The organism is Variovorax sp. P1_H2 (assembly GCF_056405295.1).
Window position 1 is genome coordinate 1 of sequence record NZ_JBFUCJ010000085.1, and the last position, 15,986, is coordinate 15,986.

The 15,986-nt window shown below is 69.6% G+C and carries 16 protein-coding genes; 6 read left to right on the forward strand and 10 right to left on the reverse strand.

From position 1 onward, the window contains the following. From AC1D2E_RS24565 to AC1D2E_RS24580, 4 genes are all read left to right on the forward strand, one after another. On the forward strand, positions 1 to 914 hold a 914-nt coding region (locus AC1D2E_RS24565), incomplete at its 5' end, for a Bug family tripartite tricarboxylate transporter substrate binding protein (RefSeq protein WP_478199820.1). Between the two features lies 1 nt (position 915). Further along, positions 916 to 2,406, forward strand: coding sequence for a class I adenylate-forming enzyme family protein (locus tag AC1D2E_RS24570; protein ID WP_478199821.1), 1,491 nt, complete (start codon positions 916 to 918; stop codon positions 2,404 to 2,406). Positions 2,407 to 2,690: 284 nt separating this feature from the next. Further along, positions 2,691 to 2,918: a CDGSH iron-sulfur domain-containing protein gene (locus AC1D2E_RS24575; protein ID WP_478199822.1), complete on the forward strand. Its 228-nt coding sequence runs from the start codon at positions 2,691 to 2,693 to the stop codon at positions 2,916 to 2,918. A 27-nt stretch (positions 2,919 to 2,945) separates the two neighbouring features. After that, entirely contained in the window at positions 2,946 to 3,620 is a 675-nt protein-coding gene (locus AC1D2E_RS24580; RefSeq protein ID WP_478199823.1) for a protein-L-isoaspartate(D-aspartate) O-methyltransferase, read from the forward strand. Between the two features lie 130 nt (positions 3,621 to 3,750). Here the strand turns inward: AC1D2E_RS24580 and AC1D2E_RS24585 are convergent, their stop codons facing one another. The 4 genes from AC1D2E_RS24585 to AC1D2E_RS24600 form a co-directional block, all read right to left on the reverse strand. Further along, positions 3,751 to 4,029 (reverse strand): hypothetical protein, encoded by a 279-nt coding sequence (locus AC1D2E_RS24585; protein ID WP_162588573.1) that lies wholly within the window; start codon positions 4,027 to 4,029, stop codon positions 3,751 to 3,753. Positions 4,030 to 4,266: 237 nt separating this feature from the next. Further along, the gene (locus AC1D2E_RS24590; RefSeq protein WP_478199824.1) at positions 4,267 to 5,049 is read right to left on the reverse strand and encodes a DUF2189 domain-containing protein; all 783 of its coding nucleotides are present in this window, start codon (positions 5,047 to 5,049) and stop codon (positions 4,267 to 4,269) included. 214 nt (positions 5,050 to 5,263) lie between these two features. Beyond that, positions 5,264 to 6,709, reverse strand: coding sequence for a DUF2252 domain-containing protein (locus tag AC1D2E_RS24595; RefSeq protein WP_478199825.1), 1,446 nt, complete (start codon positions 6,707 to 6,709; stop codon positions 5,264 to 5,266). Positions 6,710 to 6,776: 67 nt separating this feature from the next. Then, positions 6,777 to 7,742 (reverse strand): AraC-like ligand-binding domain-containing protein, encoded by a 966-nt coding sequence (locus AC1D2E_RS24600; RefSeq protein ID WP_478199826.1) that lies wholly within the window; start codon positions 7,740 to 7,742, stop codon positions 6,777 to 6,779. A 172-nt stretch (positions 7,743 to 7,914) separates the two neighbouring features. Here AC1D2E_RS24600 and AC1D2E_RS24605 point away from each other — a divergent pair, with 172 nt between their 5' ends. Continuing rightward, positions 7,915 to 8,964 carry a carbon-nitrogen hydrolase family protein gene (locus AC1D2E_RS24605; RefSeq protein ID WP_478199827.1) on the forward strand — a complete coding sequence of 350 codons (1,050 nt, stop codon included), beginning with the start codon at positions 7,915 to 7,917 and terminating at the stop codon, positions 8,962 to 8,964. Positions 8,965 to 8,989: 25 nt separating this feature from the next. Beyond that, entirely contained in the window at positions 8,990 to 10,051 is a 1,062-nt protein-coding gene (locus AC1D2E_RS24610; protein ID WP_478199828.1) for a phenylacetaldoxime dehydratase family protein, read from the forward strand. Positions 10,052 to 10,059: 8 nt separating this feature from the next. Here the strand turns inward: AC1D2E_RS24610 and AC1D2E_RS24615 are convergent, their stop codons facing one another. Genes AC1D2E_RS24615 through AC1D2E_RS24640 form a run of 6 tightly spaced genes read right to left on the reverse strand, consistent with a single transcriptional unit; the run spans position 10,060 to position 15,953 of the window. Next, entirely contained in the window at positions 10,060 to 10,494 is a 435-nt protein-coding gene (locus AC1D2E_RS24615; protein WP_478199829.1) for an acyl-CoA thioesterase, read from the reverse strand. Next, positions 10,491 to 11,030, reverse strand: coding sequence for a MarR family winged helix-turn-helix transcriptional regulator (locus AC1D2E_RS24620; protein ID WP_478199830.1), 540 nt, complete (start codon positions 11,028 to 11,030; stop codon positions 10,491 to 10,493). Before AC1D2E_RS24620 ends, AC1D2E_RS24615 begins: the two co-directional genes overlap by 4 nt. Continuing rightward, complete coding sequence (locus AC1D2E_RS24625; protein WP_478199831.1) at positions 11,027 to 11,800, reverse strand: SDR family NAD(P)-dependent oxidoreductase; 774 nt, start codon at positions 11,798 to 11,800, stop codon at positions 11,027 to 11,029. Before AC1D2E_RS24625 ends, AC1D2E_RS24620 begins: the two co-directional genes overlap by 4 nt. A 55-nt stretch (positions 11,801 to 11,855) precedes the next feature. Then, entirely contained in the window at positions 11,856 to 13,451 is a 1,596-nt protein-coding gene (locus AC1D2E_RS24630) for an ATP-dependent acyl-CoA ligase (RefSeq protein WP_478199832.1), read from the reverse strand. After that, positions 13,441 to 14,172, reverse strand: coding sequence for an ABC transporter ATP-binding protein (locus tag AC1D2E_RS24635; protein ID WP_478199833.1), 732 nt, complete (start codon positions 14,170 to 14,172; stop codon positions 13,441 to 13,443). The genes AC1D2E_RS24630 and AC1D2E_RS24635 overlap by 11 nt, the downstream gene beginning before the upstream one ends. Beyond that, positions 14,169 to 15,953, reverse strand: a complete 1,785-nt coding sequence (locus AC1D2E_RS24640; RefSeq protein ID WP_478199834.1) for a branched-chain amino acid ABC transporter ATP-binding protein/permease — start codon at positions 15,951 to 15,953, stop codon at positions 14,169 to 14,171. Before AC1D2E_RS24640 ends, AC1D2E_RS24635 begins: the two co-directional genes overlap by 4 nt. Positions 15,954 to 15,986 lie beyond the last annotated feature (33 nt).

The window sequence follows — 15,986 nt, forward strand, 5'->3', positions numbered from 1 at the left end:
CGAGAGCACTGGCCCAGCAGTCACCGCTGCCGACGCTCGTCAAGCTGGTGGTGGGCTACACCCCGGGCGGCCCGGTCGATGGTGCGGCACGCCTGCTCGCCCCCGCACTCGCGCAGGAACTGGGGACACAGGTCATCGTCGAGAACAAGCCCGGCGCGGGCGGCTCGATGGGCGGTGACATGGTCGCCAAGGCAATGCCCGACGGCGCCACGCTGTTCTTCGGCGCCAGCCCGACGATCACGATCAATCCGAACGTGCAGCGCAAGATGCCTTTCGACCCGATGAAGGACCTGACGCCGATCGCGCCGCTGGTGGCCTATACCAACGTTCTCGTGGTCAACAAGGATCTGCCGGTGCGCAGCGTGGCCGAGCTGCTGGCCTACGCCAAGGCCAACCCCCAGAAGGTGTTCTACGGCTCGGCCGGTGTCGGCTCGTCGAACCACCTGAGCGGCGCGCTGCTCGAGAAGATGGGCGGTGCGCCGATGGCGCACGTGGCCTACAAGGGCAGCGCCCCGGCATTGGCGGACGTGATGGGCGGCACGCTGTCGATGATGTTCGACATCATCGCCACCTCGCGGCCCTTCATCGAATCGGGCAAGGTGCGGGCGCTCGCGGTCACCTCGCGCCAGCGCAACCGCATGCTGCCCGACGTGCCGACCATGATCGAGTCCGGTGTCGCCGATTTCGACGTCGGCGGCTGGTTCGGCCTCTACGGCCCGGCCCGCATGGACCCGGCGCTGGTGGCGCGCATCAACGCGGCGGCCGTCAAGGTGCTGGCGCGCCAGGCGGTCGCGGCGCGGCTGCTCGAGCAAGGCTACGAAGTCTGGTCGGGAGCCCCCTCGGTGCTGGCCGAGAAGGGGCTGTCGGACCGCAAGCTATGGGCCACGGTCTCCAAGGGCATCGAGGCCGAATAGCGTGCCGAAGCGAATCCATGAATGGCTGGCGCTCCGCGCCGCCGCAACCCCCGACGCCATCTTCCTGCACGAGTCCGCGGGCGACACCTCGTATGCGTCGCTGCAGGCGATGGTCGAGGCCGCCGCGGCCGACCTGATCGATGCCGGCGTGCGGCCGACCGACCGCGTGCTGCTGGTGGCCGAGAACTGCGCCGCCCACATCGCGCTGATCATGGCCTGCAGCCAGGTCGGCGCCTGGTCGTGCGGCGTCAATGCGCGGATGTCGCCGGGCGAGGTCGACGCGATCGTCGAGCGGGCCGATGCGCGCCTCTGCTACTTCACCGGCGCGGGTTTCGCCGCGGCGCTCCAACATGCGCATCGCGCGCAAGCGGTGCCCAGCGCTCTGCCCGGCGTGCTGCGCTCGCCGCTGCGCGCCGCCGCCACCCCCGAGCCGAATCCCGCGCTGGCCGACACCGCCGCGATCATCTTCACTTCGGGCACCTCGGGCACGCCCAAGGGCGTGATGGTGTCGCACCGCGGGCTGCTGCACTTCGGCCGCGTCTCCGCGGCCTCGCGCGCCCTGAGGGCCGACGACCGCGCCTACGCCTTCCTGCCGATGACACACATCTTCGGCCTCGGCACGGTGCTGATGGCCTCGCTGAGCGGCGGCGCATCGCTGGTGCTGCGCGGCAGCTTCTCGCCCGACGACCTGCTGCATGCGCTCGCGCAGGAAAAAGTATCGAACCTGCTGGGGCCGCCGACGATGTACGCGCGCCTGCTGGCCCACGTCGAGGCCCGGGCCGCGACGCCTGGCTTTCCGCATCTGCGCTATGTCTACACCGGCTCGGCGCCGCTCGACGCTGGGCTCAAGCAGCGCGTCGAGGCGCTGTTCGGCCAGCCGTTGCACTACGGCTACGGCCTGTCGGAGTACGCGGGCTCGGTCTTCCTGACCCGACGCGGCGTGGCGCGCGACGACACTTCGGCCGGCTACCTCGTCGAAGGCGGCGAGGCCCGCATCGTCAGCGCCGAAGGCCGTGACGCAGCATCCGGCGAGGTCGGCGAGATCTGGCTGCGCGGCGCCGGCCTGATGCTGGGCTACTTCCGGGATGCCGACGCCACGGCGCAGGCCATGCGGCCCGGCGGCTGGTATGCCTCGGGCGACCTCGGCCGCCTCGCTGCCGACGGCGCGCTGTTCGTCGTCGGGCGCCTGAAAGAGATGATCATCCGCTCGGGCTTCAATGTGTACCCGGCCGAGGTCGAGGGCGTGCTCAACCGCTTCCCGGGCGTGCACCTGAGTGCGGTGGTGGGCGTGCCGGAGTCCGACGGCAACGAGGCGATTGCGGCCTTCGTCGAACTCGAGTCCGGCGCCGCGTTCGACCCCGACGCCCTGCAGGCGCATCTGCGGCAGAACCTGTCGCCGTACAAGCGGCCGTCGCGCATCGAGGTGCTGGATGCGCTGCCTACCACGTCGACCGGGAAGATCCTCAAGCGGGCGCTGGTGCCGCCCGCTTGACGGCCTCAACCCGGACTGGCCGGATTCGCCCGCACGCCCCTGCCGAACGATGGAAAGCCCGGCTCCCGGGTCTGTGCCACACCCCAGTGGGAACCGTTGATGTCCGCGATGAGGGGCGAACCGGCCACCCCAGGACGCGTCATAGGGCGCCTCTCCTTCGAAGCGCGATGCCCAGGCCGAGTGCCTCTTCGTCCATCAGGGTCTCCCGGTTGAAGTTGCCGGGGCGCTTTGCTCAAATGCGGAAGAAGCGTCTTTGCGCCGCTTCTAACCCTGTGGAGGCAATCATGGCGAGACTGGTCATGCGCACGCGCAGCAAGCCCTATCCGATAGACATCGGCGGCGAGACGAAATTCATCTGCGGTTGCGGCCTGTCGGCGAACCAGCCCTACTGCGACGGCACGCACAAGCTGACACGCGATGAGCAGGAAGGGGCGCTCTGCTGGTACGACGCCGATGTGCAACGCAAGGCGATCGCGCACGCATTCCCCAACATCCGCACGCCGAGCGAATAGGCTCGTGCCGGCACGCCCGAGGGCACCATGAGCGAACCGGACTTCACGATGCTGCGGCAGCGCATGCTGGCCGAGATCGCGGCCAAGACGGTTTTCTCGACCACGTATCTGGGCAAGGCGGCGCTGGATTCGAGGGTCATGAACGCCATGGCCACGGTGCCGCGCCACGCGTTCGTGCCGTTCGAACTGCGGCCCTACGCCTACGTCGATTCCCCCTTGCCGATCGGCTACCGCAAGACGATCTCGCAACCCTTCATCGTCGCCGTGATGACCGACCTGCTCGGCGTCCAACCGACCGACACGGTGCTCGAGATCGGTACCGGGCTGGGCTACCAGTCGGCCATCCTGGCGGAGCTCGCGCACCGCGTTTTCACTGTCGAGATCGTCGAGGAACTGGCCGAGCAAGCCGGGCGTCGGCTGGCCGACCAAGGACATGCCAACGTCGAGATCAGGATCGGCAACGGCTGCCATGGCTGGCCCGAGCACGCACCATTCGACAAGATCATCGTGACGGCGGCCCCCGAGCTGATCCCGCCGGCGCTCATCTATCAGTTGAAGCCAGGCGGCACGATGGTGATACCCGCCGGGTTGCCGGATGCACAGCAGCTCATCCAGCTCAAGAAGGACGCGCAGGGTTCAGTCACGACAAGGGAAATCTTCGAGGTGCTTTTCTCGACCCTCGAGGACGTCGACATGCCGTGAATGGTCGGCTGCGAACCGCCCATCGGCCCGCTGGGGAGCACAGTAGGGGACACCCTGCTCCGACGAAGAGTTTCTGCTCGCCCGACCAGTCGGCCGTGCTCGAGTCGTCGCTCGTCGTGCACCGTGCTCGCTAGACCTTGAATTCCTTGTCAAGGACGAATATCTTGACGGTCTCTCTCTTGACGCCATCGAAGGCCATGGCTTCCGCCGTCGCGGGGGAATCCATGCCCTTCATGAACGCGTCCAGGTCATCGGGCTCGGCGCACACCGCGACTTGATTGCCTGCGATCGTCGCGAAACTGATTGGCTTGGTGACGGTTTGGCTCCTGAACAGCGGACCGTGGGTCCGGAAGCCCTTCTCCCACTTGTCCGGGTCTTCAATCTGCGCCGTGATTACTACCTTGGGCATGTCGTCTCTCCTTTGCGCGGGGAATCCGCTTGGCCCACCAGTCGACGAAGTTCATGTGCGTCTCATTGGTGGTTTCGGGCCAGGGCGAGGTGGGTGGCCTTGGCCATTTGACGGCCGTGACGTCAAATTAGTCAATTCGTATTACATTTTGACGTTCATGGATGCTCACGGGGCTTGACGCAGGCGCGGCAGGTCCCGGTCTCGCCTTCCGAGTTCGTGGGCCTAGCCCGCGCAGGATCACCCGTCCACCATCTCGCGATAGGCGTGCCAGCTCCCGTGTGCCAGCCACGGGAAGATGACGATGAGCCCGAGCATGAACGTCGCAAAACCGAGGGCCGTCAGCATTGCGATCAACACGGCCCACAGCAGCATGGCCACCGGATTGCGGGCGCAGCAGCGCAGGCTGGTCAGCACCGCGGTGATCACGTCCACGGGGCGATCCACCAGCAACGGCACGCTGACGACGCCGAGCGCGAAAACGAGCGCTGCCACCGCGGCGCCAACCGCGAAGAAGGCAAGCACAAGACCGACCGGCTGGCCCGACAGCAGCAGCGCTGCGGGCAGGTGCGACGCGTGCCGCACTTGCTCGGTGAAGAACAGTGCGAAGACGATCGCTGCCAGGCGCTCCCAGGCAAAGTACGCCAGCGTGAGCACCAATCCGAACAGCGCAATCGAGCCGGCGTTGCCGCGCCACGCGCCAAGAGCCAATGCGGAGTCCGGCGCGGCGGACTGCTCCCGCTGGCGCGACAGTGCGTACAGGGGCATCGCGAGGAAGGGTGCCACCAGCAAGAAGCCGCCGAGCAGAGTTGGCGCAAGGTAGGTGGCATCCCAGGTCGCGGCCATCAGGGCCAGGCCTGCAACTGCAACCAGCACACCGATACCGAGGCTCAAGCCTGGCCGGAACGCCAGATCGCGTGCGCCCAAGCGCAGCCAAACGAAGGGCCGCATCGCGCCAACCCGGCGCACGGCGGGCGCCACCATTGACGGCGGAAGAGATTGACTGTCGAGCGGGTGTTCCATGGCGCACACTCCTTCGTGAAGCCCGCGCTGGAAACCAAGCGGCGTCAGCGCTACCGTCAGCATAGTCGCGCGCATCGCCAGCGGCAATCAAGCCCTGGCCAAGCACTCGATCACGCTGGACATCGCCACACCCGATGGCGCGGCGCTGGCGCAGGATCTGGCGGCACGACCGGGTGCCGGGTGCTGCGAGAGCGCGGGGTGATCTGAGGCAGGGCTACGCGCCCGACGCCACCGCCACCACCCCCTCCTTCGCCGCCGCCGCAAAGCGCTCGTGGTCGGCCCGGGTCTGCCCCGCATAGGCGGTGGCGAACTCGACCAGCGCGTCGTCGAACACATCCGATTTGCCCAGATAGCCGCTGATCATCGCGGCATCGCCCGACTTGGCATGCGCCAGGGCCAGCGCCCAGCCGCACAGCCTGCAGTACTCGATGAAGCCGCCCGGGGTGGTCTCGCCCGGCTCCAGGTCGATGCCGCCCTTCATGTCGCGCAACTGCCGGATGTAGAAGTGCACGCCGTCGATCCGGCCCCAGCCGAGGAAGATGTCGGGTGAACCCTGGATCAGCCGCTGCCCCCGGACCACGCGCTCGCCCTGGTTGGCCGGGGCGAGCGCCGGGGCTACATCGCCCGCGAAGGGGGCCAGCACCGAAGGCTGCGCCTCCTTGAGCTGCAGGAACAAGGGGTCGTCCTCGTCGCGCCCCTGCATCAGCACCATCCAGCAGCGGGTGCCGACGCTTCCCACCCCGACCACCTTCTGCGCCGCATCGACGATCCGGTAGCGCGACAGCAGCAGCCGTCGTTCGGGCGCCAGCGACTCGAGGTAGTGGGCCAGGCAATGGCCGATCGCCTCGTCCACCGGACGCCCCATCGAGGTCAGGGGCGAGCGCACGATGAAGGGGTGCTGCTCGATGATCCGGTGCTGGTCGTCCACCAGGTCGGTCATCTTGTCGAGCACCTGCATGTGGGTGCGCTTGCGCGCCTTGTCGAGCACGGCGCCCGCACGCGCTCGCCAGGCCGGCGGCAGCGATTCCACCAGCCGATCGCTGTGGATGGTGTCGTACCAGATCTCCAGCTGCCCCATGCCCGCGTAGCGCCGCATGCGCTCGCGGTAGCTCTCCACCGCGGCCCTCGCGGCCGCCTCGCGCTCGGATTTGTCGCCGCCCAGGTGATGGGCGGCCACGAAGGCGCTGGCCGCCAGCCGCTTGACGTCCCACTCCCAGGGCCCGGGCTGCGTTTCGTCGAAATCGTTGATGGCGAACACCAGCTGCCGCTCGGCGGACGCGAAGACGCCGAAGTTCGCCACGTGCATGTCGCCGCAGGCCTGGACCCGGATCCCGGTGGTCGGGCTGGGTGCCAGGTCGGCAGCCATCACCGCGGCCGAGCCGCGCAGGAAGGCGAAGGGCGACTGCAGCATGCGGGCGTGCCGCACCGGCACCAGCTGCTGCAGGCGGGTGGTCGCCTGCGCCTTCAGGATGGCCAGCGGGTCGACCTCCGGCAGGCGCTCGAAGGCGCCGTGGCGGGCCCGGGGAACGCGCTCGCGCAAGGCCTTGCCGGCGGCCATGCGCTCCTCGACGCTCGGCCGCGGCGCCGTGAAGGCGCTGGCCAGGGCCTCCGCCCGGCTGCTTTCCCCGGGATCGGGTTCGTCTCTCTCGGCACGCGCCATTCTTTGCTCCGGTGTGGCTCCGTCGCACATCATGCCGGAACCCGCACCCTGCGGCGCGGCGGTCGAATCAATGCGCGACGCGCTGCCGCCACTCCCGCGGCGAGCAGCCGAAGCGCTCGCGGAAGGCCCGGCTGAAGTGCGCCGCATCGTTGAAGCCGCGGCCATAGGCGATCTCGCCGACCGTGCGGCCGGCGGCGCGCGGGTCGAGCAGGTCGCGGCTGCAGGCCTCGAGCCGGCGCTCCCAGATGTACTGCGCCGGCGTCACCGGCTCGCTCTTGAACACCCGGTGGATCTGGCTCACCGACAGGCCGAGCGCGGCCGCCAGCGTGCCGACCGACAGCGCGGGGTCGTCGAGCTGCTCGTCGATGCGCCGCTTGATCCGCGCCAGGTGGAAGGCGGTCAGGTTGCTCAAGGCAGGCGAGCGTGCGGCCGGCAGCGTCTGCAGCCCGGCCACCAGGATGTTGAGCACGCCGTTGGCGACCGCCAGCGCCGAGGCCGGCTGCAGGGCGTCGATGTCCTCGTGCAGTGTGCGGATCATGCCCAGCAGCAGGTGGCCGGCGCCCTCGCGGCCCGACACGGTGGTGGCGGTCAGGGCCTCGGTCTGGCGCAGCTCGCTGCGCAGGCGCTCGCCCGGCAGCTTGAGCACGATCTGCTCGAAGGCATCGTCGAACAGCAGCTGGTAGGGCCGCGTGCTGTCGTAGAGCGCGAAGTCGCCCACCGACAGCACGGCATCGCGCCCGTCCTGCCGCACCACGCCGCGGCCGCGGGCCTGGATGCTGACCAGGAAATAGTCGTCCGACGAGCGCGCGATGTGGCCCGCCGTGCGCATCACCTTCTGCGGCCCCGAGCTGACGACCGAGACATCGAGGCTGGGCAGCGTGTGCTGCTGGATGCTGCCCTCGAATGCGCCCTTGGGGCGATCTCCCGGCACCGGATCGCAGCCGAGCTGGACATAGACGTTGCAGATCATGTCGGTCCAGTAGGCGAGCCGCTGCTCGCGCGGAACGACGGCAGTGCTGAGCAATCGGGTCATGGGAATCCTTCCGGGGAGTTGCGGGAACGGGCCGCTTGCAACGCTGGATCAAGAACGCCGCGAATTCCGGACAAGGCGCTTTCCAGGCGGCGAACTTACGCTTCAAGCAACCCGTGTGCCACCGCGCTAACCCGGAGGCCGCGGGTCCCATCCACCCCTTTTGGAGAACGCCATGTCCAGCACCACCCATCCCCGCCTGCGCGTCGCCGCGGTGCAAGCCGCCCCCGTCTTCCTCGACCTCGACGGCACCATCGACAAGACCATCGACCTGATGGCGCAGGCGGCCGGCCAGGGCGTGCAGCTGATCGCCTTTCCCGAGACCTGGGTGCCCGGCTATCCGTGGTGGATCTGGCTCGATTCGCCGGCCTGGGGCATGCAGTTCGTGCAGCGCTACCACGACAATTCCCTGGTGGTCGGCTCGCCCGAGTTCGACCGCATCCGCGAGGCCGCGCGCAAGCACCGGATCTGGGTCTCGCTCGGCTACAGCGAGAAGGCCGCGGGCAGCCTGTACATCGCGCAGGCGCTGATCGACGACCAGGGCAACACGCTGCAGACGCGGCGCAAGCTCAAGCCGACGCACGTCGAGCGCACCGTCTTCGGCGAAGGCGACGGCTCGGATCTCAGCGTGGTCGAGACGCCGATCGGCAACATCGGCTCGCTGTCGTGCTGGGAGCACCTGCAGCCGCTCAGCAAGTACGCGATGTATTCGCAGAACGAGCAGATCCATTGCGGCGCCTGGCCCAGCTTCTCGCTCTACCGCGGCGGCGCCTATGCGCTCGGCGCCGAGGTCAACAACGCCGCCAGCCAGGTCTACGCGGCCGAGGGCCAGTGCTTCGTGATCGCGCCCTGCGCCACGGTGTCGAAGGCGATGCACGAGCTGCTGTGCACCGATGCCGGCAAGCAGCAGATGCTGCTGGTCGGCGGCGGCTTCGCGCGCATCTACGGGCCCGACGGCTCGCCGCTCGGCAAGAACCTGGCCGAGGACGAGGAGGGGCTGGTGGTGGCCGACATCGACCTCGGGACGATCTCGCTGGCCAAGGCCGCCGGCGACCCGGCCGGCCACTATTCGCGGCCCGACGTGACGCAGCTTCTGTTCAACAGGAAGCGGCGCGAGCCGGTGGTTCTGCAGGGACCGGCCGAGCCCGAGAAGGCGGTCGCCGAGCCGGTGTCCACGCCGGTCGAACCGGCTGCGGCTGCCGCCCGCCAGCCGGTCGTGGCCTGAGCCGCCACGTCACAGGGGAAGCGCCATGGAATCCGCCATTGCCGAGCACCTGAAATGTCCGCGCACCCGGCACCGCCGGGTGGAGGACGACTACACGCCGCCCTACCCCGTCTGGTCGGCCCGCGCAGCCGCCGGCGTGGGCCAGGTGGTGATGGGCTACTTCGGCGTGCAGTCGCGCGGGCCCGGATTGCAGGGCCGCGCCTGCGCCGCCCTGATGAAGATCGCGCGCAGCTTCGGCCTCGCCGACGGGCCGGGCCACCATGACCTGGCGCACTTCGTCGACGCCGAGGGCTTCGACAACATGATCGCGATCGCGTACTGGAGCGACCCGGCCGCCTTCGCGCGCTGGTGCGCCACGCCCGAGATCGACGACTGGTGGCGCTCGCCCGAACGGCTCGACGACGGACTGGGCTATTTCCGCGAGATCGCCTCGCCACGGGCCGCGCACTACGAGACCATGTTCAGCACGCCCGACCGTTTCGAAGGGGTGGGCGTGGTGATGGGCGGCGGGGTCAGTGGCGAGATCCGGGAGCACGGCTACTGGGGTTCGATGCGCGACCGGATTCCGCTGTCGCAGACCGACGCGATGGCGGCATCGGGAAGCCGCAGCGCGATCTCGGGCGCGCCCGCGCCGGGGCAGCGCGTGCGCATCGCCGGCCACCAGAACGTGGCGATGATCCGCTCGGGCCAGGAATGGACCGACACCACCGGACGCGAGCGCACGCTCTACCTCGAGGACATGGAGCCGACGCTGCGCGAAGGCATGGATTTCCTGCGCGACCAGGGCCTCGCGATCGGCTGCTACAGCAACCGCTACATGCACCACCTCGACGCCAGCGGCGGGCCGCTGCAGAAGTCCTTCGGCCTGAGCTTCTGGCGCTCGCTGGCGGACATGGAGCGCTGGGCCGAGTCGCATCCCACGCACGTGGCGATCTTCGGCAGCTTCATGCGCTACGTGCAGGAGCTCAACTTCGAGCTGCAGCTGCGCGTGTACCACGAGGTCTCGGTGCTGAAGGCGGACGAGCAGAGCTACGAATACATCAACTGCCACCCGCGCACCGGGCTCATGAACGGCCTGGCGGCCTGAGCGACGGCTCAGCCCCCGGCGGGCGCCCCGCGCAGGATCGCGTCGCGCAGCGCTGCGGGGATGTCGAGCGCGCGATGCGTCTCGAGCGAGGTCGTCACCAGCACCTGGCGCATCTGCATGCGGAGCTCGCCGTCGGCGCCGACGCATTGCAGCGCCAGGGTCAGCGAGCGCGTGCCGAGGCGCTCGACCACGAGCGCCAGCGTCACGATGTCGCCGAAGCGGCTCACGGCGCGGAAATCGGCCTCGATCCGCACCGTCGGCAGGCCGATGCGCTGCTCGGTGATCAGCCGCTGGTAGCCGATGCCCATCGCGTTGACCCAGTCTTCCACCAGGCCGTTGAACATCACGAAGTACTGCGGATAGAAGACGATGCCCGCGGGGTCGCAGTCGGAGAAGCGGATCAGCCGCTCGCGGCGGAACGCACCGGCGAGTGCTTCGCTCACGAAGGCTCCTCGCCGGCGGCCTCGTTGCGCATCACATGCACCCGCAGCTGGCCCAGCTGGCTGTGCAACTGCTTCACCGTCTTCATGTCGAGCCCCGAGAACATCTCGAGGATCCATTGCTCGTGCTCGCTGGCCATGGCCTCGAAGCTGCGGCGGCCCTTGGGCGTGAGGCTCACGATCCAGGCCCGGCGGTCGTCCGGGCTGGCGGTGCGCGAGACCACGCCTTCGCGCTCGAGTTCGTCGGTGAGGCCGGTCACGTTGCCGCCGGTGACCATCAGGTAGCGCGACAGCACCCGCATCTTGAGGCCGTCCTTGTAGCGGTAGAGCTGCGCCATGTAGTCGAAGCGCGCCAGCGTGATGTCGAAGCGCTCGCGCAGCCGCTTGCGGATCTCGGCCTCGATCTGGGTCGTGCTGGCCAGCATGCGCAGCCAGAGCTTGAGCACGGCGTGGTCGTCGTTGCCGGCGCGGGCCTCGTGGCCCAGTTCCTCGGCGTCGCTGAGCGCCGCGTGCGAGGGGTCGTTGCCGCTGTCGATCATGTCACTTCTCCTCCCGACACCGAGATCGACTGGCCGGTGACCGACGCTGCGCCCTCGCCGCAGAGCCAGCGCACCGCGTCGGCCACCTCGGCCGGCTGCACGATGCGGCGCTGCGGATTGACGACCGCGAACTCGGCCAGCGCATCGGCCTCGCTGCGGCCGGTCTTGCCGACCACGTTGGCGACGCTGTTGCGCAGGATGTCGGTGTCGGTGTAGCCCGGGCAGACCGCGTTGACCGTGATGCCCTTGCGCGCCACCTCGAGCGCCAGCGAGCGCGTGAGCCCGACCACGCCGTGCTTGGCCGCGGTGTAGGCGGCCACGTAGGCATAGCCCTTCTGGCCCGCGGTGCTCGCGATGTTGACGATCCGGCCCCAGCCCGCTTCAAGCATGTCGGGCAGCGCCGCCTGCGCGCAGAGGAAGCTGCCCGTGAGGTTGACGCCGAGCATGCGCTGCCAGAGCTCGACCGAGGTCTTGAGGAAAGGCGCGCTCTCGGCCTGGCCCGCGTTGTTGACCAGGATCCCGACCGGGCCCGACGCCGCGCGCACCGCTTCGAAGGCCGCGCGCACCGAGTCGGCGTCGGCGACGTCGACCGTCGCCACGCCGTGGCCGCTGCCCGCCAGTTCGGCGCGCACGCGCTCCAGTGCCGCGCGGTCGCGGCCGAGCAGGCTCAGGCGGGCGCCCTCGGCCGCCAGGGTGCGCGCGATCTCGGCGCCGATGCCGCGGGCGGCGCCGGTCACGACCGCGTGGCGTCCATTCAGTGCATTCTTCATGGCTGGATAAACAGTTGACAACTAAACATTTTAACCACGGGTGCTTTTTTCGGGCTCAGCCCTTGGCGCGCGCGGCCGGGCCGCGATCCCAGGTGGCCGCCGACACGCCGCGCTCGCGCAGCTTGTACTTCTGCACCTTGCCGTTCTCGGTGCGCGGCAGGTCGTCCAGCAGGTCGAGATAGCGCGGCACCGCGAAGTACGGCAGACGCGCCTCGCAGAAGCGCACCAGGTCGTCGGGCTCGATGCGGCTGCCCTCGCGGGCCACCAGCGCGGCCATCACCTCGTCCTCGGCCAGCTCGGAGCGCACCGGGTAGACCGCGCAGGCGGCGACCGCCGGATGGCTCAGCAGCACCTGCTCGACCTCGAAGGAAGAGATGTTCTCGCCGCGGCGCCGGATCGCGTCCTTGATGCGGTCGACAAAGCGGAAGGCGCCGTCGGCCTCGCGCAGCACCCGGTCGCCGGTGTGGAACCACAGGTTGCGCCAGGCCTCGACGGTCTTCTCGGGCATGTTGAAGTAGCCGTTCGCGAAGGCATAGGGCTCGTCGGCGCGCAGCAGCAGCTCGCCGGCCTCGCCGGGCGGCAGTTCGGCGTCGTCGGCATCGGCGACCCGCGCCTGGAAGCCCGGCCGCAGCCAGCCCATGACGCCGCCGCGCGGTGAATCGGGCGCGGTGGCGATCGCGAAGTTGGTCTCGGTCGAGCCGTAGCCCTCGAGCAGGCGCACGCCGGTGCGCGCCAGGAAGGCCTGCCCCGCCGCCGCCGGCACGCCGGGCCCGAGCCCGGTGCGCACGCGGTGATCGCGCTCGCCGGGCCCTTCGGGCTGGGCAAGCAGGATCGGCACCATCGCGCCGAGCAGGTAGACCACGGTGGCGCCGTTGGCCCGCATCGACGGCCAGAAGCCCGAAGCCGAGAAGCGCGACTCGAACACCACCTCGGCACCCGTGAGCGCGGCCTGCGAGAAGGTATTGAGCGCGTTGATATGAAACAGCGGCAAGGTGGTGCACAGCACGTCGTCGGCGCCCACACCGAGCGCCTCGGCGCTGTTCACGCCCCACCAGAAATACTGGGCATGGGGGCAGACCACGCCCTTGGCCGGGCCGGTGGTGCCCGAGGTGTAGAGAATGGCCAGCGGATCGCCGGGCTGCACCGCGGCCGGCGCGATCGGCTCGGCGCCTTGGCGATACGGCAGGAGCCGGATGCCGGCGGGCGGCTGCCACGGGCTGTTCGATTCGCCGATGACCCAGATCTCCTGCAACGCCGTGCGGCCCAGGTCCGCCGTCTGCAGCCGCTCCAGCAGGGCCGCCTCGATCACCAGCAGCCGGGCCTCGCTGTTGGAAAGAAAGTATTCGATCTGCGGGCCCATCGAGGCGGTGTTGACCGGCACCGTGACGGCGCCGAGCCAGCCGGCGCCGAGGAACACCTCGAGGAACTCGATGCAGTTGCCGCTCATGAGCGCGACGCGGTCGCCGCGCGCCACGCCGGATTGCGCCAGCGCCGCGGCCTGCCGCGCCGCCGCCTCGGCGGCATCGGCATGCGACCAGCTCCGGCCCGCGACCTTCAGCAGCGGTCGCTGCCCGAACCGCACCGACTGCCGCTGCAGCATCGCGGGCAGGGTGCGCAGCGCGGCCGGCAGCTGGCGCGGTTCATTCGTCATCGTCCGTGCCTCCGCCGAGGTAGGTGGCCTGGACACGCGGGTCGCTCTCGAGCTGCCCCGACGGCCCCGACAGCGCGATCTCGCCGGTCTCCAGCACATAGCCGTGGTCGGAGCTTTCGAGCGCGGCGCGCGCGTTCTGCTCCACCAGCAGGATCGAGACGCCGTCGTCGCGCAGCTTGCGCACGATCAGGAGAATGTCGCGCACGATCAGCGGCGCCAGGCCCAGGCTCGGTTCATCGAGCATCAGCAGGCGCGGCGCCGACATCAGCGCCCGGCCGACCGCGAGCATCTGGCGCTCGCCACCCGAGAGCGTGTCGGCACGCTGGGCGCGCCGTTCGGCCAGCCGGGGGAAGCGCTCGTAGACCTGCTGCAGCTGGCGCTTGAGCGCGGCGCTCCCCAGTCGCTTGGAATAGGCCCCGAGCTGCAGGTTGTCGAGTACGCTGAGCTCGCCGAACAGCTCGCGCTTCTCGGGCACCAGGCACAGGCCGCGCTCGACCCGCGCCTCGACGTCGAGCCCGTGCAGGTCCTCGCCTTCGAACTTCAGAATCCCCTTGCTCGGCAGCAGGCCCATCGCCGCGGCCAGCAGCGTGGTCTTGCCGGCGCCGTTGGGGCCGATCACCGAAATGATCTGGCCGTGTTCGAGGCTGAGCGAGACGCCGCGCACCGCGTCGACCTGGCCGTAGGACACATGCAGGTCGCCGATTTCGAGCATGGCCGTCATGCAACGCTCCCCAGGTAAGCCGCCTGCACCCGCGCATCCGCCCGGACTGCCGAGGGCACGCCCTCGACCAGCTTGGAGCCGAAGTTCATCACCACCAGCCGGTCCACCAGTTTCATCACGAAGTCCATGTCATGTTCGACGATCAGGATCGTCACGCCCTCGTCGCGCAGCTTGCGCAGCAGCTCGCCGAGCGCCATCTTCTCCTTGCGGCGCAGGCCGGCGGCGGGCTCGTCGAGCACCAGCAGCACCGGGTCGGCGGCCAGCGCACGCGCGATCTCGAGAATGCGCTGGGTGCCCAGCGGCAGGCTGCCGGCGAGCTCGTGCGCGCGGTCGCCGAGGCCGATCCGGTCGAGCTGGCGCTGCGCCTCCTGCAGGATCTGGCGCTCCTCGGTGCGGTCGAGCCGCAGGCCCGCCTTCACCACGCCCGAACTGGTGCGCGAATGGGCACCGAGCGCGACGTTGTCGAGCAGGCTCATGTGCGGGCGCAGCTTCACGTGCTGGAAGGTCCGCGCCAGCCCGAGCTGCGCCACCTTGCGCTGCGGCAGTCCGGCGATGTCCTGGCCCAGGAAGCGCACCTGCCCCGCGGTCATCGGCAGCGTGCAGGTCAGCAGGTTGAACATGGTCGACTTGCCGGCACCGTTGGGACCGATCAGGCCGACGATCTCGCCCGCCTTGACATCGAAGCTGACGTCGTTGACCGCCACCAGGCCGCCGAAGCGCTTGACCGCGCCGGTCACCGAGAGGATCGGCGAGCCGCGGTCGGGCAGGCTGCGGTGCGGCAGCGGCTCGACCGGCGTCGCCGGCTCGCGCGACGGCGCCGCGGCGAAACGGCCGCCGGTCCAGCGCCGCACGAAGCCCATCAGGCCGCCGCGCGCGAAGTGCAGCAGCAGGATGAACAAGGTCGCGAAGGCCACCGCCTCGAGCTGCCCGGCGCGCTGCGTGAGCATCGGCAGCACGTCCTGCAGGCCGTTCTTGAGCACCAGCACCAGGGCCGAGCCGACCAGCGCCCCCGCCAGCTGCCCGAGCCCGCCGGCCACCGCCATCAGCAGGTACTCGATGCTGGCGCGGACGTCGAAGGGCGACGGGCTCACGAAGCGGTTCATGTGCGCGTAGAGCCAGCCCGCGAGGCCCGCGAACAGCGCCGCCGTGACGAACAGCGTGAGCCGCACGCGGTAGGCGTCAGCGCCGACGCTGGCCAGCAGCGTGGCGCCGCCGCGCAGGCTGCGGATCGCCCGGCCCGGCCGCGACTGCAGCAGGTTGCGGCTGAACAGGAAGGCCAGCCCGACCAGCGCCCAGATCAGGTAGTAGATGGCGCGCGGATCGGCCAGCGACCAGCCGCCGATGCGCAGCGGCGGGATGTTCGACAGGCCGGTGTGGCGTCCCAGCGCATCGACGTTGCCGAACAGCATCGCGATCGACAGCCCCCAGGCGATGGTGCTGAGCGGCAGGAAGTGTCCGCCCAGGCGCAGGGTGAGCATGCCGATGGCCAGCGCCGAGATGCCGGTCAGCAGCAGCGCGAACAGCAGGCCGATCCACGGCGACATCCCCTGCGTGGTGGTGAGCCACGCGGTCGCATAGGCCGCGATGCCGACGAAGGCCGCCTGCCCGAAGGAGGTGGCGCCGCCGATGCCGGTCAGCATCACCAGGCCCAACGCGACCAGTGCGCCGATGCCGATGTCGTTGAGCAGCGAGACCGTGAAGTTGCCGGCCAGCATCGGCGCGACGGCCAATGCGACGATCACCAGGCCGATCCAGAAGTTGCGGGTGCGATGGAGGCTCATTGAAAAACCTCCGCGCTGCAGCGCTACGGTATT

What these genes read in the sequence shown, in the direction of transcription:
- AC1D2E_RS24575 (WP_478199822.1), top strand. Translation starts at nt 2,691, where the DNA reads ATGGCGAGACTGGTCATGCGCACGCGCAGCAAGCCCTATCCGATAGAC.
- AC1D2E_RS24580 (WP_478199823.1), top strand. Translation starts at nt 2,946, where the DNA reads ATGAGCGAACCGGACTTCACGATGCTGCGGCAGCGCATGCTGGCCGAG.
- AC1D2E_RS24585 (WP_162588573.1), bottom strand. Translation starts at nt 4,029, where the DNA reads ATGCCCAAGGTAGTAATCACGGCGCAGATTGAAGACCCGGACAAGTGG.
- AC1D2E_RS24590 (WP_478199824.1), bottom strand. Translation starts at nt 5,049, where the DNA reads ATGGAACACCCGCTCGACAGTCAATCTCTTCCGCCGTCAATGGTGGCG.
- AC1D2E_RS24595 (WP_478199825.1), bottom strand. Translation starts at nt 6,709, where the DNA reads ATGGCGCGTGCCGAGAGAGACGAACCCGATCCCGGGGAAAGCAGCCGG.
- AC1D2E_RS24600 (WP_478199826.1), bottom strand. Translation starts at nt 7,742, where the DNA reads ATGACCCGATTGCTCAGCACTGCCGTCGTTCCGCGCGAGCAGCGGCTC.
- AC1D2E_RS24605 (WP_478199827.1), top strand. Translation starts at nt 7,915, where the DNA reads ATGTCCAGCACCACCCATCCCCGCCTGCGCGTCGCCGCGGTGCAAGCC.
- AC1D2E_RS24610 (WP_478199828.1), top strand. Translation starts at nt 8,990, where the DNA reads ATGGAATCCGCCATTGCCGAGCACCTGAAATGTCCGCGCACCCGGCAC.
- AC1D2E_RS24620 (WP_478199830.1), bottom strand. Translation starts at nt 11,030, where the DNA reads ATGATCGACAGCGGCAACGACCCCTCGCACGCGGCGCTCAGCGACGCC.
- AC1D2E_RS24625 (WP_478199831.1), bottom strand. Translation starts at nt 11,800, where the DNA reads ATGAAGAATGCACTGAATGGACGCCACGCGGTCGTGACCGGCGCCGCC.
- AC1D2E_RS24630 (WP_478199832.1), bottom strand. Translation starts at nt 13,451, where the DNA reads ATGACGAATGAACCGCGCCAGCTGCCGGCCGCGCTGCGCACCCTGCCC.
- AC1D2E_RS24635 (WP_478199833.1), bottom strand. Translation starts at nt 14,172, where the DNA reads ATGACGGCCATGCTCGAAATCGGCGACCTGCATGTGTCCTACGGCCAG.
- AC1D2E_RS24640 (WP_478199834.1), bottom strand. Translation starts at nt 15,953, where the DNA reads ATGAGCCTCCATCGCACCCGCAACTTCTGGATCGGCCTGGTGATCGTC.